The sequence below is a fragment of the Paenarthrobacter histidinolovorans genome, assembly GCF_014647595.1.
In the GTDB taxonomy this organism is placed as follows: Bacteria; Actinomycetota; Actinomycetes; order Actinomycetales; family Micrococcaceae; genus Arthrobacter; species Arthrobacter histidinolovorans.
Genome location: NZ_BMPM01000015.1, coordinates 14,343 through 29,444, shown reverse-complemented (window position 1 = coordinate 29,444; position 15,102 = coordinate 14,343). Strand labels below are relative to the sequence as shown.

General features: G+C 64.0%; 13 protein-coding genes. 5 read left to right on the top strand and 8 right to left on the bottom strand.

The window, feature by feature from the left end:
- The 5 genes from IEY62_RS21435 to IEY62_RS21415 all read right to left on the bottom strand — a co-directional run.
- On the bottom strand, positions 1 to 546 hold a 546-nt coding region (locus IEY62_RS21435), incomplete at its 3' end, for a hypothetical protein (RefSeq protein WP_189021429.1).
- Positions 547 to 723: 177 nt separating this feature from the next.
- A complete protein-coding gene (locus tag IEY62_RS21430) occupies positions 724 to 1,191 on the bottom strand; it encodes a DUF6318 family protein (protein WP_229785524.1) in 468 nt (155 codons plus the stop codon).
- Positions 1,192 to 1,474: 283 nt separating this feature from the next.
- On the bottom strand, positions 1,475 to 1,852 hold the full coding sequence (locus tag IEY62_RS21425) for an RNA-binding S4 domain-containing protein (RefSeq protein WP_018779945.1): 378 nt from the start codon (positions 1,850 to 1,852) through the stop codon (positions 1,475 to 1,477).
- A 165-nt stretch (positions 1,853 to 2,017) separates the two neighbouring features.
- Positions 2,018 to 3,121, bottom strand: a complete 1,104-nt coding sequence (locus IEY62_RS21420) for a sulfite oxidase (RefSeq protein WP_189021426.1) — start codon at positions 3,119 to 3,121, stop codon at positions 2,018 to 2,020.
- Positions 3,122 to 3,285: 164 nt separating this feature from the next.
- A complete protein-coding gene (locus tag IEY62_RS21415) occupies positions 3,286 to 4,320 on the bottom strand; it encodes an aldo/keto reductase (RefSeq protein ID WP_189021425.1) in 1,035 nt (344 codons plus the stop codon).
- Between the two features lie 278 nt (positions 4,321 to 4,598).
- Between IEY62_RS21415 and IEY62_RS21410 the strand changes: the two genes are divergently transcribed.
- Entirely contained in the window at positions 4,599 to 5,090 is a 492-nt protein-coding gene (locus IEY62_RS21410; RefSeq protein ID WP_189021424.1) for a flavin reductase family protein, read from the top strand.
- Between the two features lie 15 nt (positions 5,091 to 5,105).
- On the opposite strand, the gene IEY62_RS21405 is transcribed toward IEY62_RS21410, so the two are convergent.
- Positions 5,106 to 5,924, bottom strand: a complete 819-nt coding sequence (locus IEY62_RS21405) for a hypothetical protein (RefSeq protein ID WP_189021423.1) — start codon at positions 5,922 to 5,924, stop codon at positions 5,106 to 5,108.
- A 185-nt stretch (positions 5,925 to 6,109) separates the two neighbouring features.
- Here IEY62_RS21405 and IEY62_RS21400 point away from each other — a divergent pair, with 185 nt between their 5' ends.
- A complete protein-coding gene (locus tag IEY62_RS21400; protein ID WP_189021422.1) occupies positions 6,110 to 6,517 on the top strand; it encodes a YchJ family protein in 408 nt (135 codons plus the stop codon).
- 1 nt (position 6,518) lies between these two features.
- On the opposite strand, the gene IEY62_RS21395 is transcribed toward IEY62_RS21400, so the two are convergent.
- Positions 6,519 to 8,483, bottom strand: a complete 1,965-nt coding sequence (locus IEY62_RS21395) for an acyl-CoA dehydrogenase family protein (protein WP_189021421.1) — start codon at positions 8,481 to 8,483, stop codon at positions 6,519 to 6,521.
- Between the two features lie 62 nt (positions 8,484 to 8,545).
- On the bottom strand, positions 8,546 to 8,848 hold the full coding sequence (locus IEY62_RS21390; RefSeq protein WP_189021420.1) for a hypothetical protein: 303 nt from the start codon (positions 8,846 to 8,848) through the stop codon (positions 8,546 to 8,548).
- 291 nt (positions 8,849 to 9,139) lie between these two features.
- Here IEY62_RS21390 and IEY62_RS21385 point away from each other — a divergent pair, with 291 nt between their 5' ends.
- The 3 genes from IEY62_RS21385 to IEY62_RS21375 are packed head-to-tail and all read left to right on the top strand — an operon-like array spanning position 9,140 to position 15,034.
- Positions 9,140 to 10,597: a DUF3375 family protein gene (locus tag IEY62_RS21385; RefSeq protein ID WP_229785521.1), complete on the top strand. Its 1,458-nt coding sequence runs from the start codon at positions 9,140 to 9,142 to the stop codon at positions 10,595 to 10,597.
- Entirely contained in the window at positions 10,590 to 11,567 is a 978-nt protein-coding gene (locus IEY62_RS21380) for a DUF4194 domain-containing protein (protein ID WP_189021419.1), read from the top strand. The genes IEY62_RS21385 and IEY62_RS21380 overlap by 8 nt, the downstream gene beginning before the upstream one ends.
- Positions 11,564 to 15,034: an ATP-binding protein gene (locus IEY62_RS21375; RefSeq protein ID WP_189021418.1), complete on the top strand. Its 3,471-nt coding sequence runs from the start codon at positions 11,564 to 11,566 to the stop codon at positions 15,032 to 15,034. The genes IEY62_RS21380 and IEY62_RS21375 overlap by 4 nt, the downstream gene beginning before the upstream one ends.
- Positions 15,035 to 15,102 lie beyond the last annotated feature (68 nt).

Sequence of the window (15,102 nt, the reverse complement as noted above, 5' to 3'; positions counted from 1 at the left end):
GGTGTTGGTGGTGAGCCATTCGGTTTCGGGGATGGGGTATCCGGTGGTGGGGGTGGGGCCGAGGGTGGTGCCGTCTCCGAAGGTGTAGGTGTGGCTGGTTGGTGTGGCGGTGAGGTGGACGGTTTGGCCGAGGATGGTGAGGTCGAAGGTTTGTTGGGTGGCGGTGGTGTAGAAGTTGGTGGGTCCGCCTTTGAGGGTGTGGGGGAAGGGTTGGGTTTCGAGGGTTCCTGGGTTGATGGGGAGTTGGCGGAAGTCGTTGAGGATGCGGGCGGCGATGTCGGCCAGGACGTTGCCGGGTTCGACCCCGTAGAGGCAGGTCGGGCCGGTGACGGGGATCCAGTCGGTCCAGCCTGGGTTGGTGATGGCTTTGGGGGCTTCTTTCCAGATGACCGGTGCGCCCTCTTGTCCGCCGGGGGTGGTGGCGGGGCAGTCGAGGGCGTCGCAGCCTGGGTCTTTGGTGTCGGGTCCGTCGGCACGGCAATGGGTATCGGCCTTGTATTGGTTCGGGTCCTCAACGGCGGAGGTGCTGCCCTCGACACGAGGAATGAACTCGCCGCTGATCGGGTTTCTCGACCATTGAGTTCCCGTCAAGTTCAGCCCGTTGTCAACGTATCCGATGTCGATCTTCGGGTCCTTCGCTACGGCTGTTTGGCATGGCACAACAAACAGGACGCAGCATGTTCCCGCGAGCAGTAATGCGATTCTTTTTAGCTTCGCCATGGGCTAGCGGATCAAACCGAGATCGATCATGGTCCAGTGATTCTCATCAAACCGCAGACTGGCCCGACTCGCCGAGTTCGTTGCCGCAGTTGGCTCTTGATAGAGCGAACCGCCCGGCATCCTTAGCTCAATCGATTCTTGAATGACTTGAACTGCGGCGACCTGCGTGGATGCGGTCAAATTGAAATCCGTTTCAATAGCTGCGGATCGGATTGTTCCGCCTTTGATCCAGCGACCTTCCTGCCAACCTGCTTCGATTCCCTTTTTTAGGGATGCACAGAGAGCGCACGTCGGGCTGCTGAGAGGCAGGAGATGTTTAGTTTCGCCTGTCTCGTAGGCGTAGCTCATCGTCGCGTACCAGTACCCAATAAACGCCTCCAGCCCCGCCTTTGAGTTCTCCCTCGCCAATTCCGGCATCACGGGCACCGGAACGTTCTGCGCCTTCCCGCTCGCATCTGCCGGTTTGTACACGGCCAAAGCTGACTGGGTAGCCGAAGCAGCAGGCGACGAAACGCTTGAGGTGGGCGACGCCGTCGTCGGGCTTGTCTCCGAAGGGCCCGCACCGGGCGTCCCGCCCTGGCAACCGCTCAGAAGCACCGCCGCAAGGATGGACGACAATATGGCAGACGAAAGGCGTGACATGACAAGCTCCCCAACAGCTGTTCGGCGGTGTGGCGGCCAGTCTAAGCAGCGGGCGGGAGGAGATTCACGTCGGAAAAGCGGTCCTGTGGATAACACCCGGCACCAAGGAAAGTTACCCCCGCAGCTTCTCCATATCCCTGCGGTCCTTCTTTGTGGGTCGGCCGGCGCCGCGGTCGCGCTGGGGCAGGCCAAGCTTGGGTGCCACCGGGCGCGGCGGAGTGTGGTCGGTGAAGCAGTGCGACGCGGCTTCGGCTCCGACGCGTTTGGCGATGAGTCGTCGCACTTCAAGGATCCGTTCCCAGCCGGATTCGCGGACCCGGATGGTGTCGCCGATAATCACGCTTTGCGACGCCTTGACCGGGTTCCCATTGATACGGATGTGCCCGGCGCGGCAAGCGGCAGTGGCTGCGGAGCGGGTTTTGTAGGCGCGGATCGCCCACAACCAGGCATCAACGCGGACGTTCGCTGGGGATGACGACGGAATACTCATGATCTGAACGAGTCTAACCGGGCGTGACGCGCACTACGAGAACGCTGGAAGAAGTCCGGAACGCGGGAAAGGTGCCGGATTCGCTGGAACGCTCCGCCGTACTCGCACCGCTCCGGCGAACTCGCACCGTTCCAGCGAACTCAGCGACAGCAGCGGCGAAGGCACCTACCGCACCGTCACCTCAACCCGCTGCGCCATGTTGTTCCCGATGCCCTGGTAGTTCCACACCTGCTCCGTAGGCTGCAGTGCCCCCGAGGTATCCATCGCCCGGCACCGCAACACGTGGTCGCCCGGGCTCGCGACCCACACCATGGACCACGAGCGCCAGGCGAAGTCCCCCAAAGGCGCATCCAGGTGCGCAGGCATCCACTCGCCGTCGATCCCCACTTCCACCCGTTCCACGTCGCCGTGACCGGACCATGCGCGGCCGTGCAGCATCACCGGACCGGCATCCACCACGCGGCGTCGGGTGAAGAACTCCGGGATCCCCGGCGGCACCATCAAGGAGCGCACGCGGATATGGGTGACAGGGATACCGGGGCCATCCGGACCCTGCAAATAGTGATAGGCAACAGACTGCTGCCATCCCATGAATCGCGACGTCACAGCTTCGATCGACGTCAACCACTTCACGCTGGCCATCCCGTACCAACCCGGGACAAGGAGCCGCAACGGGAATCCATGCTGCAGGGGTAGAGGCTGGCCGTTCATGGCGTAGACCAGCATGACTTCGGGGTGCATGGCCTCTGCGACGGAAAGACTGCGGGCATACGGCTCTTCGGCGCCGCCCTGGATGCCGTTGTCCGCACCGGTAAAAACAAGTTCGACGGCGTCACTCGCCAACCCTGCCTCCTCCAGCAGGGGTGCCAAGGGAGTTCCGGTCCACTCGGCGGTGCCCACCGCGCCAAGCACCCACGGCTGACTCAAGGGCCTCGGCTGGAGGAGTGAACGCCCGTTGCCCGCACATTCAAGCGTGACAGGCATGGTGACGGCTGGCCGCGCTTTGATGTCCTCAAGGCTGAGTTCAAGGGCGCGGTCGACAGCCCCGCCCAGGCGCAACCGCCACGTATCAAGTGACAGGTGCGGGATGTCGAAGTGGATCAGCAGGTAGTGCAGGCCCGCAGGAGTGATGTCGTCGTGCAGGGCCTCGAGCGGCATGGAATGGTTCCGCCCGGAAAGCTGCAGTTCTTCGGGGGTCAGGGGACCTTCGGTCGGCTGCCCGGTGACTGCGGCCTTCGCAGCCACTTGCTTGAGGTGATCGTTGGACATGGGACGGCGGCGTTCTACTGGAAGCTAAACGCTGCGGAGTGCCGCAGCACTTAGGACAAGGATCACGCCGGGGGCGAACCTGCGTCAATACCTCGTTGCGAGGCCCGCTCTGCGCGCTAAAACAGGCCCAAAGAACGCAAAGCGGGCCCCACAACGGAAGGCGGCTACCGGCGTCGCAATTCCGGGTACTCAAGGTGCGGCGCTACGGTGCCGGCGTCGCGCTCGAGAAAGTTGACGGCGGGGGCAACAATGTCGTCGATTTCGTCCAGAATGGCTTCGCTGAGCACCACATCCGCGGCCTTCAGATAATCGGTAAGGTGGTCCTCGGTGCGGGGGCCGATGATGACGCTGGTCACGGCGGGGTGGTTCAAGGCAAAGGCGACAGCCAGCTGAATAAGCGTCAACCCGTGCCGTGCTGCGAGCTGGGCCAGCGCATCGGCTGCGTGCAGTTTGCCCTGGTTGAACGGCGCGTTCACATCAAAGCGACCGGGGAGTGCGGAGAAGCGCGAGCTCTCCGGCTGCCCGGCCCCGACGCGGTAACCGCCCGCCAGCCAGCCGCCGTCGAGCGGCCCGTAGCTCAAAACCCCGACGCCGTACTGCTGGGTGATGGGGAAAACGTCGCGTTCGTTGGCACGCACCAGGAGCGAATACGGCACCTGGTCCACCACCGGCGGGGTCAAGTGGTTGGTATTCGCGATCCACTGGGCCTCAACAAGTTGGGCCGGGCTGAAAACCGACGTGCCGTAGTACAGGATCTTGCCCTGGCGGATGAGGTCGTTGAGGGCGGTGATTGTTTCCAGCAGGTCCGTGTTGTAGTCCGGGCGGTGTGCCTGGTAAAGGTCGATCCTGTCCGTGTTCAATCGCCGCAAGCTGTCCTCCACAGCCCGGACAATCCAGCGGCGGGAGTTGCCCGCGTGCGCCGGGTTGGACCCCATTTGCCCGTGGAACTTGGTGGCGAGGAAGACGTCGTCTCGCCGGCTGTGGATTGCCTGGCCCACCACGGTTTCGGCTTCCCCCTGGGAATAGATGTCCGCGGTGTCGATGCTGGTGATACCGGCATCGAGCGCGGTCTTGATGATGCGGATGCTCTCTGCGGGACCTGTGGGTGCGGCGCCGGTGCCGAAGTTCAGGGTGCCCAGGGTGAGCGGGCTGATCAGGGCGCCAGTGCGTCCAAGCGTTCGTAGCTCGTTGAGGCTCATGTCGGCTTCCTGTGGATGGATAGTGCTGGTGTCCAGGCCGGGGCGTTGGCCTTGGACGGGATGTTCAATCGAGGCTACACACGGCTGGGAGACGCATAAACGCAAATGGTAGAACTTCTTCGTTTTTCGTCTTGCGGGGTAATGGAAGCGGCCTTACTTCGCGACATTTCTTGACACACGGCAACACAAATGTCTTGCGGATCAACAAATATTGCCGTTCTTGCGGGCGGGTGAATTATGGGAAAGGAACTTAGGAAACGCACGAAAGGGACAGCGGGATGACACAGACCACAGTGGAAGAAACGGCGGCTATCAAGGCGGCTTTTGCGCAGTTCCCCTCCGGAGTTGCCGCCTTCAGCGCGATGGTGGACTTCACGCCGGAAGCGTTGGTGGCGTCGTCGTTCACCGTGGGTGTTTCACTGGAGCCGCCGCTGGTCATGTTCGCAGTGCAGAACTCGTCCACAACCTGGCCCAAACTGCGCCAGGCCCAGCGGCTTGGCGTCTCTGTCCTGGCAGAGGGGCAGGAAGCTGCGTGCCTGCAGCTGTCGTCCAAAACCCGGGACCGGTTCGCCGGGCTGGAGACGAGTGTCAGCGACTCGGGCGCCGTGCTGATCGACGGCGCCGTGTTGGGTTTCGAATGCGAAATAGTTTCCGAAACGCCCGCCGGTGATCACGCGATCGTGGTTCTCGAGGTCAAGGCGACCACCGTCAACCTCGAGTCCAAGCCGCTGATCTACCATGGCGCGGCGTTCCGTCAGTTGGCCGCGTAGTCCAGCACGCCCGTTTCAGGAGTTTCGGGCAGCACCGCTGAGCGATCCCTTTTTTGCAGGGCCCTGGGACTTCCCCTTTGGGGACGTAACGGGGTCCTGCTTCCTGGGTGCGTTGACCGGGGTCTGGTTGACCGGGGCCTGGTTGTTTGGGGCCTGGTTGTTTGACGACGGCGCGGGATCGTCGAGGTCGCGGACCGTTACCTTGATGGGTGGCGGCTGCTGGGCCTTGGCGCGTTCGGCCTCGCGCCGGTCAGCCTCGGCAACCGCATCAGCCCAGTCCTTCGCAAGGACCGGCGGTTCTTTGGTGGCGGCCACGACGATCGGGTGGTGCGCGGTCTGGTGTTCGACGGCGGACTTGACCTCGGCGGGTTTGGGCAGCTTCCGGGGGTCCACCTTGGATTTCCACGCGCCGTCCTTGACGGCGGCCGACGCACCTGAGATCCGGCGTCGGGTCCCTCCGAGCAAGTCCCGCTTGGGCGCGGCGGGTGCGGCGGGCGCGGCGGGCGTGGCGGGTGCGGCGGGCGCAGCCGGTGACTGCGCAGCCGAAGCTACAGGTTCCATGGTTGGCGCCGCAACGGGTGCAGACTCCTCAGCCCCGCCGATGACCGGGTCCGGTACGTATGCGGGCCGAGGGGGAAGGTGCACGATGGGAGTGGTGTCTTTCTTGGGGAAGATTCCAATCAGCGCCAGGAGAATGACAGAGACCAGCCGCCCCACTCCGGCGACCACCAGAGTGATGATGACAACCAACCCGAGCCCCAGGAACATCAGCACAGCAAGGCCCAGCGTCCCCAAATACGTCAGGTTGATGGCGAGTGTTGTCGGATCCTCCACGTAGCCTCCCCTGGCTGTCGTTTTGCGATGCGCGCATTGCCCACCCAGCTTGCTTATCTAGCGTAAGGTCCCGCACCGACGGAATCACGCGCCGCAGCCCACTCTGGCAGGGTTGTTTCGAACCTGTTATCTCGCATGGGAAAATATGTTGCCCAGCTCTCATTTACAGCCCAGATTGGCGCGTCGTGACCCCTGACCACACCCGGCTCCGCAACGGCGCTTGCCCCTGCCTTTCCGGCGAACAGTACGACCAATGTTGTGGCCGGTTCCATCGCGGTGAAGCTGATGCGCCCACCGCTGAACAGCTCATGCGATCCCGGTATTCGGCCTTCGTGGTGCTGGAGCCTTTGTATCTGCTGCGGACCTGGCATTCCTCCACGCGGCCCGCATCAATGGACCTTGACCCGGACCTCCAGTGGCGCCGACTGGACATCCTTGGCACCTCGAACGGCGGCCCGCTTGACTCGTCGGGCACTGTTGAGTTCGCGGCGCACTACAGGTCCGACGGCGAACGCGGCGTCCAGCGCGAACTCTCCCGTTTCGTCCGGGAAGGCAAGCGTTGGTACTACGTGGACGGGGACGTTCTCCAGTAGCTCACCGGTACTTGCGGTGGAGCGTCTCCTTCGTCGAAGGGCCGGGGGAGGCATCGCCGATCCAGGGGCCAGTTCCTTCGGATTGGTCCAGGACTCCGGCCTCCAGCCAGGCGTAGTCGCCGTCGAGGACTTTCCGTGAGAGATCATGGTCGCCGTCGTCGGTGTTGCGCCACAGCTGCTCGAAGTACTCATCCACCCGCACACGGGCCTGTTCGCAGAAGGCCTCGGCCAGTTCGAAAGCGGCTGCACCCCGTTCAGGGTGGGTCCGCAGGAGCGACTCGGCCCGGGAGCAGCAGGCCGCCATGGCGAAGAGTTCCGCGCCGATGTCCACGATCCTGCCCAGGAACGCCTGCTTGTGCTCGAGCTTGGCCTGCCACCGGCCCATCCCGTAGAACGTCTGCCGGGCGAGGCGCCGCGAGGACCGCTCAACAAAGCGCAACTGCTTGGCCAGCCGCCCGAATTCGGCGTACGACCGGGGGTCCATCCCGGCGCCCGCAACCAGCTTGGGCAACCAGCGGGCATAGAACCCGGAAGCCCCGACGGCGGCCCTCGCCTTGTCCTGCAGGCTTGCGTCCGCCGAGGCGAGGTCGCCCGCAGCGGCGAGATGGGCGTCCACGGCCTCGCGCGCGATCAGGAGTTTCATGATCTCGCTGGACCCCTCGAAGATCCTGTTGATGCGAAGATCCCGGAGCAGTTGCTCGGCCGGCACCGCCCGTTCCCCGCGGGCTTGGAGGGAATCGGCGGTTTCGAAGCCACGGCCGCCACGGATCTGCACCAGTTCATCGGCGATCCTGCAGCTCAGTTCAGTGGACCACAGCTTGGCCAGCGCCGCCTCGATGCGGACGTCCTTCTGGCCGGCGTCGGCCATCTCGGCGGAAAGCTCAAACACGGCCTCCAACGCAAAAGTGGTGGCTGCGATGAAGGCGATCTTCTTGCCCACGGCCTCGTGCTGGCCCACCGGGCGGCCCCACTGCGTCCGGGCGTTGGACCATTCGCGGGAAATCTTGAGGCTCCACTTTCCAGCAGCAACGCAGAGGCCAGGGATGGAAAGCCGTCCGGTATTGAGGGTGGTGAGCGCGATCTTGAGCCCCTGGCCCTCGCGCCCGAGCCGGTTGGCGGCAGGCACCCGCACCTGGTGGAACCGCGTTACGCCGTTCTCGATGCCACGCAGGCCCATGAAGGCATTCCGGTTCTCCACTGTGATGCCGGGGGAGTCCATCTCCACTACAAAAGCGGAGATGCCGCCCTTGTGCTCGGTTCCGTCGGCATCCGTGTGGGCAGGAACCCGGGCCATGACCACAACAAGTTCAGCAATGACACCGTTGGTGGTCCAGAGTTTCACGCCGTCCAGCAGGTAAGACTCGCCGTCGTCGGAAAGTACGGCCGTGGCGCCCATGCGCGCGGGGTCGCTGCCGACGTCGGGCTCTGTCAGGAGGAACGCGGTGATGGCGCCGGCGGCGCAGCGCGGCAGGTATTCCCTCTTCTGCTCCGGCGTGCCGAACTCCTTGACGGGCTCCGGTACACCGATGGACTGGTGTGCGGAAATCAGGGCGCCAAGGCTCGGGTGGACGGACCCCAGGAGGGCGAGGGCGCGGCCGTAGTACACCAGGGAAAGGCCCAGCCCGCCGTACTCGCGCGGGATCTTCATGCCGAACACGCCGAGGTCGGCGAGCCCTGCCAGGTACTCGTCCGGAATCCTGGCGTCGCGTTCGATCTGCCGGCCGGACATGGTTTTGGCAAAGGCCAACAACCGGGCCATGAACTCTTCGCCCCGTTCCACATCGTCCGCCTTGGCTTGTGGCCACGGGTGGATCAGGCTGAGGTCGAAGCTTCCCAGATACAGGCCTTTGGCGAAGCTTGGCCGGTTCCATTCAGTTTCGCGGGCAGCCTCGGCGACAGCGCGGGCTTCTTCTGCTGTGGCATTGACGCTTGCGGCGGTGAGGCTGCTGTCTGTAGCGGACGTCATGGGATAACTCCTCTAGCCGGTTGTGCCGGATGGAGCCAGGGTCCGCCGTGGGTGGGAACCCTTCAGCTGTCCCTCAATGCTACCCGTGGGTAGCTACCGGTGCCAGAGGAAACCTGGGGCTGGAATTCCGCCGGAATCTCCACCTGCCCGGCGTGGTGGACCAGGCTGTCCCACGCAAAATTGATGCCGTGGACAAGGCCGCCCAGGACGGCTTTGACGATGTACCAGGCCGTCCCCATGGCGCCGATCAGAACAATCGTTGCCATTGCTGCGGCCGCAATGAAGGCGGCCAGAATTACAGCGAAGAACAGCGTTCCAATAACTACATACGTGCCTGTTTCCAGCGCAGTGACATCGAAATCCATGGTCCCCCCCGGAGCGACATTGCGTGATTCGACGCGGCGTGCCTGCGTCGATGATCTGACATTAGGGGCGGCGGTGTTTTCCGGCCAGTGCCGACGCGTGTCATTGCGGCGTTGATATCCGATCGAAACCGTACCGGAGGGTAAGTCACGGAATGGTTGCGGCCAGCCGGCCAGGAAGCTCCCGACGGCGGTACTTCCGGCCCGCTCGACGCCCCCGCGACGCTCTGCGTTAACCTTGTACGGGGCAGTTTCCGCTGCCAGCCAGGTTTCGCAGCAGCTGAAGGAGAGTAGTTGTCCCGTTCAGCCATGTCCTCCGCCGAGGCAATCGGCGCGAGGCTCCGCGACCTCGAACAACTCACCAAGGGCCCGGCGTGGGCCCTGACGCGCTCCGCGCCGTGGGTCATCGCCGTCCTTCAGGCGTCCTTTACCCGCACCAGGCCGCAGCTTCCGCTCGAAGAGTTCCACGCCGACGTCGACGCTTTCCTTGAGCAGCTCCGGCGCCAGGATCCGGCGCTGGGCGGCCAGCAGAACGGCAAGCTTTTCGGTGACGAATGGACGCGCAAGCAGTTCCTGACCCGCCGCAACCAGTCCGGCCAGATCGTCTACGAAGTCACCGAACCCGCTGCCCGTGTGCTCGCCTTCCTCGACAGCCTCTCCAGCGAGCGGTCCACACTGAACGGTTCCAGGCTCGGCACGCTGCTCGGCGATGTGGAGAAGCTTGCCAACGAAACCAACCCGGACCAGAGCGCACGCCTGGAAGCCCTGGAGGAGGAAATCCAGGAGCGGCAGCAGCTGGTGGAGGACATCAGCTCCGGCGAATTCGACGGCCTCCTGGATGACGAAGAGGCTGTGGAAGCTGCTGGAAACATCCTGGACCTCGCCGCAAGCCTGCCAGCCGACTACAAGAAAATGCGTGACCGCATTGAGGAGCTGGTGGGCGAGCTCCGCAACCAGATCATCGAGGAGTCGCTCAGCAAGGGCGCAACCATGGCCCAGGTGCTGGAGGCTGACAAACGGCTGCGCCAGAGCCCGGAAGGACGTACCTTCCGATCGTTTACGGCCTTCCTGGAGGATCCGCAGCAGCAGCTTCGTTTCCGCTCGGCCATCGGCGAGGTGCTGAGCAGGCAGTTTGCGGACGACCTCTCCCACGAGGACCGCGAAACGCTGAAGAACCTCGTCGCGGAACTGCGGTACCAGCACAGCCAGATCCAACGGATCTACGGAAAACTCTCGGAAAGCCTCAATACGTACATCCAAAGCGACGACGTCCGGCAGTCCGTCAGCCTCCGCAAGGTGCTGGCTGAAGCCGAACAGGCCATCCGATCCCTGCCCTATGAACGCGACCGGCCCGGACTGGTGCCTGGACCTGTGCTGTTCAACGCCGGTTTCGAGTCCCTGGCCATGGTCAAGCTCTTCGACCCGGACGAGTTCGCCACGCCCCCGCGGCTTGCCGATCCCATCGCGTTCAGCGACTCGGACAGGGTCCGCTCGGCCCGCACCGGCAAAGCGCGGCCCGATGTTGTGCGGGCGGCAATGGCCGGCTCGTCCACGTTGGGTGAGGCCTGGGAGAACCTGCCCGCGGAAGAGCGGCATATCAACAGCGTCCGGACCCTCCTGTCCATGGCCTTGCACAGCGGTGCGGCTTTCGACCGCGCCGCCTGGGAACACATCGACTTCGAACAAATCGACGGCAGCATCCGCACGGCGTACCTGCCTGTCGTCACGCTGAATGAGGATTCCAATGACTGAGGACATCACGACGACGGACATCACCGAAGCGGACGACGTCAACGAAGCGGAGGACGTCACCGTGGAAGATCAGGCTACCGAGGAGCCTGCGCGGGTCTCCGAGGAGCCCGCGCACCAGCCGGACCCGTTCCGGATCACGCCGCGCGATACTTTCGTGGACGGCGCTGCGCTCTTCCCCGGCGACACCGGCGTGCTCCCGATGAAAGTCCGCCACGCCTTGGTGAAGCTCCTCAAAGGTCCCTACATCGATGGTGGCCGCGACGAGAAGCTGTGGACCACCCTCCTGGACAACCAGTTGATTCTCCGCAGCCGCCTCTCGGAACTCTTCCTCACCCTCCAGCTGGACCACGATCGCAAGATCGCAGTCCTTCGACCCGTTGATCCGGAAATTATCGGGGCAGGCTCCCGCTCCAGCATCCTGCGCCAGCAGCGGGCTTTGAGCCGGGTTGAAACCATCGTTCTGCTGCGCCTGCGCCTCCTCCTGGACCGCCACGTCACAGCCCAGACCGATCCCACGATCACCCGCGAGGAGATCTCCGACCTCGTAGCGAACTACACCCCGTCCGGCCAACAGGACGCCCTGCGCGACTCCGACGTGGTCACCCGCACCATCACCAAACTCCTTGCCCGGCAACTCCTCCTCCCCACCCCGCTGGATGACACGTACACCATCAGCAACGCCCTTCCAATGGCTCTCCCCTTCGAAAACATCGGCGACATCCCCGCCCACATAGAAGCCCTTGTGGCAGTGGCGGCGGACGAGTCCGGCACGGAGCCTTTACTGGAGTTGGATTCTGAGAGCCCCGACACCTCTGCTGACGAGGACGACGACACAAGCGGCGATGCCGGAGACATGCGGCAGCATGCGTCCAAGCGAGGAACGAGCGGGCACGCAGAGCATGTGTCCGGTACCGCCGCGGACAGCGACGCGCAGCCGAACGCAACAGATGCTGAAGGGACACAGAAGTGACGATCGCAAGCATGCTCCCCCTCGGCGAACTGACGAATCCGGGCCAGATGCGTTTGGCCCTCGTCCAGGTGGTCAACTGGGGCACCTTCCATGGCGCCCACACCATGCACGTGGACCGCAAGGGCACGCTGCTGACCGGTAATTCCGGTGTGGGCAAGTCGACGCTCTTCGATGCCATGCTTCGCGTCTTTGATGCGCGCCCGCGCTCGAACGAGGCTGCTGCCCAACGCTCCGGCGGGGCTGTGGAGGACAAGAGGACCACCTTCACCTACATGCGCGGCAAGGTCGGTGATAAGGCAGTCGGGGACAGCTCGGCCAGTGCCTTCCAGCGCCCTGGTGCCACCTGGTCCGCCGTCGCGCTGACGTTTGATAACGCTGCCGGCACGAAGGTGACGGTGTCGGCGCTGTTCGACCTGCCGAAGAACGGCACGGAGTCGAGCGTTGGGCGTTTCTATGTGATCGACAGCAAGCCCTTGGACCTCGAAGCGATCGAGGGGATCGCGCAGAAGCGGTTTACCAAGGGCGCGTTGGAGGGCATCTTCCCCGACGGGCAGGTTTTTGACGTTCACAAGGCCTTCGCCGAGAGGTTCCGGCGGCTGCTTGGCATCAACTCGGACCAGGCGCTCCCGCTGCTGCGCGTCATCCAGGCCGGCAAGGGCTTGGGCGGCAGCGTCAACACGTTCTTCCGGGACCAGGTCTTGGATGCCCCCGCCACGTTGGCCGCTGCTGACGACGTCGTGGAGGAATTCAGCAACCTGATGTCCATCCGGCAGCGGCTGGAGGATGTTCGGCTGCAGCGCGACCAGTTGGCTCCGGTTCCGGGACTGAACAAGGAGTACGCCCAGGCCTTGCTTGACGCCAACCGCCTCCGCGAGCTGGCCGGCGAGGAATTCGAAGCCTATAAACAGCAGCTCGCGGTTACGGTGCACGCCAAGACATTGGCCCGTTTCAAGGAGCTGGCGCAGTCCAAGGCGCAGGAACTCGCCGCCGAGCGTGTGGTCCGCGATGCCCTGGCCAAGGAGCTGCGGGACCTCGAACTGGACTACAACAACCGCGGCGGCAATGCGATTTCGGCCATTGAGCAGTCGTTGGAGAACGCAAAGGTTGGCCTGAAGCTGCGTCAGCAGGTTGAGGACTCAGCCAAGAAGGCGTTGGCTGATGCCGGGCTGAACCTTGAATGGTCGGCCGAAGGCTGGGATCAGGCCCATGAACAGGCAGCCGCCCGATCGATCGAGTTGAAGGACGATTCGGAAGCCCTCAAGGAACTTCGTTTCGAGGCATTCGATGGCCATGCAACCAAGAAGCGTGAGCTGGCTGCGGCCCAACAGGAATTGTTGTCGTTGCGGTCGCGCAAGTCCCTTCTGCCGCCGTCGAGCATTGAAAACCGCGCCGCCATCGCAGCCGCGACCGGCGTCCCGGAAGAGCGGATGCCTTTCGGCGGCGAATTGATCGACCTCGCCGAGGGGCAGGACCAATGGCGGCCGGCGGCTGAACGTGCGCTGCGGAGCCTGGCCACCACCTTGCTCGTTCCGGGGGAGCACTTTGCCGCCGTCACGCGATACCTGAATGACAACACCGTTCGTGGCGCGCTGCGCGCGGTGGACGTCTCCAAGCCGCTCGCCGGCGGGGCACTGGCTGTGGAGGACGTGTCCGACGGCGATCTCTTGACCAAGTTGAGCATCCTCACCTCGGGCGGCAACGCCGACGCCGGGGAATGGATCCGCGAGCGGATCGCCCTGGACTTCGCATATCCATGCGTTGAGGACCCGGACGAGCTTGCCTCGATGGACAAGGGCTTGAGCCTGGGCGGCGTGGTCAAGCGCAACCGGCACACAGTTGAGAAGGACGACCGCTTCACCAGCCGGCAGGATTATGTCCTCGGCTTCGACAACGCTTCCAAGCTTGAACTCGTTGCTGCCCGCGTGGGCGAATTGGAGAACGAGCTGACCAAGGCTGCCGAACTGGCCCAAAGCCGTGAGGACTCGCACCAAGGCATGGCGCGCCAACTGGAGGCCCTGCGACGCGTGGCTGAAGACGAGCGCCCCTGGGAGCAGGTTTCAGCAGCTGTCGCGGCGGACGAGCTGGCCCGGATTGAGCAGCGCCTGGTGGATGCATTGGCAGCCCAGGCGGACCTCGAACCGCTGCGCGCCAACATCGAAACGGTCCGGGAAAAGCACCAGTCCTCCACAGGAGTGGCGGCCGTGCTGCAGAGCGAATACAAAGCGCTCGACCACAAGATGACCACGGCTGACGGCCTCCTGGATGCGGCGAGGCTCAAGCTTGAGCAATCACCGCCGTCGGCCTCAACCGTCACTGCGCTGGAACCGTATTTTGACGGCGTCGCGGACGTCTCCGAACTGTACGAGCTCGACAACCTTGCCAACAGCGTCCGGAACAAACTCCTGGACGAACTGCACGCGGCGGAATCGCGCAGCCAGGCGACCGCCGAACGGCTGACGCGCATGTTCGAGGCGTTCGTCCGCGACTGGGGGAGCGCCATCAGCGCCGACCACGGCACCTCAATCGGTGCCGCAGGCGACTTCGAAGCCCGCTACCACGCGATCGTGAGCGATGGGCTGCCCGCGCAGGAGGCCGAGTTCCGGTTGTTCTTCAACCAGCGCACGCACGAGTCGTTCAGCACGCTCCTGCATCTTCTCGATGAGGAACGCCGCAGCATCACCAGCCGGATCCTTCCCCTGAACGGCATCTTGTCCGAGGTCAATTTCCACGAGGGCAGCTTCCTGGAGCTGGACATCAAGCAGACGCTGCCGGCGACGGCCAAGGTGTTCAAAGACGCCATCCAGAACGCCTTGAAAACCAAGCACACGCGCTCTTCCCGCGCCGCTTCTGCCGCTGGTTTGGCCGAAACGGACGACGACGCCGAGCTCACCGCCCGGTACAAGTCGCTGGAAACCCTGGTGAAGCGGCTCGGATCGCAGACACCGGAAGACCGGCGCTGGCGTGCCGAAGTGCTGGACGTCCGCGGGCACGTCTTCATCCAGTGCAAGGAACACCGCGAGATCGCTTCGAAGCCGGGCAAGACCGGAAAGGCCGGCAAGAAGAAGACCGAAGTCTTCATGCACGCCGACACCGGCTCCATGTCCGGTGGTGAGCGCCAACGGTTCACGGCCTTCATCATGGCTGCTGCGCTGAGCTACCAGTTGGGCATTGCCGAGCAAGGCTTTACGACGTACGGCACAGTGATGATGGATGAAGCCTTCGTGCTGGCCTCGGAAGAGTTCGCCGGAGCGGGCATCAAGGCGCTTCACGAATTCGGCTTCCAGCTGTTGCTGGCCGCGCCCGAAAACGTGATCGACCTGTCCAGGCACCTTGGTTCGGTCACGGAGATCCTGCGGGACAAGCGAACCAACCGCTCGGGCGTGCTCACGGCTCCCGTTATCGCGGGGCCCGCCGAGCCTGGGGCGTGGCGGTCGGAAGCCAACCCGGTGGACATCATCTTGCGCTAGAAAAGCAACGCGGGGTCACTTATGGCCCTTTGGGAGGCCCTTTATGGGCCATAAGTGACCCCGCGTTG

Excerpts from the sequence above, each read along its gene's own strand:
- IEY62_RS21425 (WP_018779945.1), bottom strand. The coding sequence starts at position 1,852 with ATGAGTATTCCGTCGTCATCCCCAGCGAACGTCCGCGTTGATGCCTGG.
- IEY62_RS21420 (WP_189021426.1), bottom strand. The coding sequence starts at position 3,121 with ATGTCCAACGATCACCTCAAGCAAGTGGCTGCGAAGGCCGCAGTCACC.
- IEY62_RS21415 (WP_189021425.1), bottom strand. The coding sequence starts at position 4,320 with ATGAGCCTCAACGAGCTACGAACGCTTGGACGCACTGGCGCCCTGATC.
- IEY62_RS21410 (WP_189021424.1), top strand. The coding sequence starts at position 4,599 with ATGACACAGACCACAGTGGAAGAAACGGCGGCTATCAAGGCGGCTTTT.
- IEY62_RS21395 (WP_189021421.1), bottom strand. The coding sequence starts at position 8,483 with ATGACGTCCGCTACAGACAGCAGCCTCACCGCCGCAAGCGTCAATGCC.
- IEY62_RS21390 (WP_189021420.1), bottom strand. The coding sequence starts at position 8,848 with ATGGATTTCGATGTCACTGCGCTGGAAACAGGCACGTATGTAGTTATT.
- IEY62_RS21380 (WP_189021419.1), top strand. The coding sequence starts at position 10,590 with ATGACTGAGGACATCACGACGACGGACATCACCGAAGCGGACGACGTC.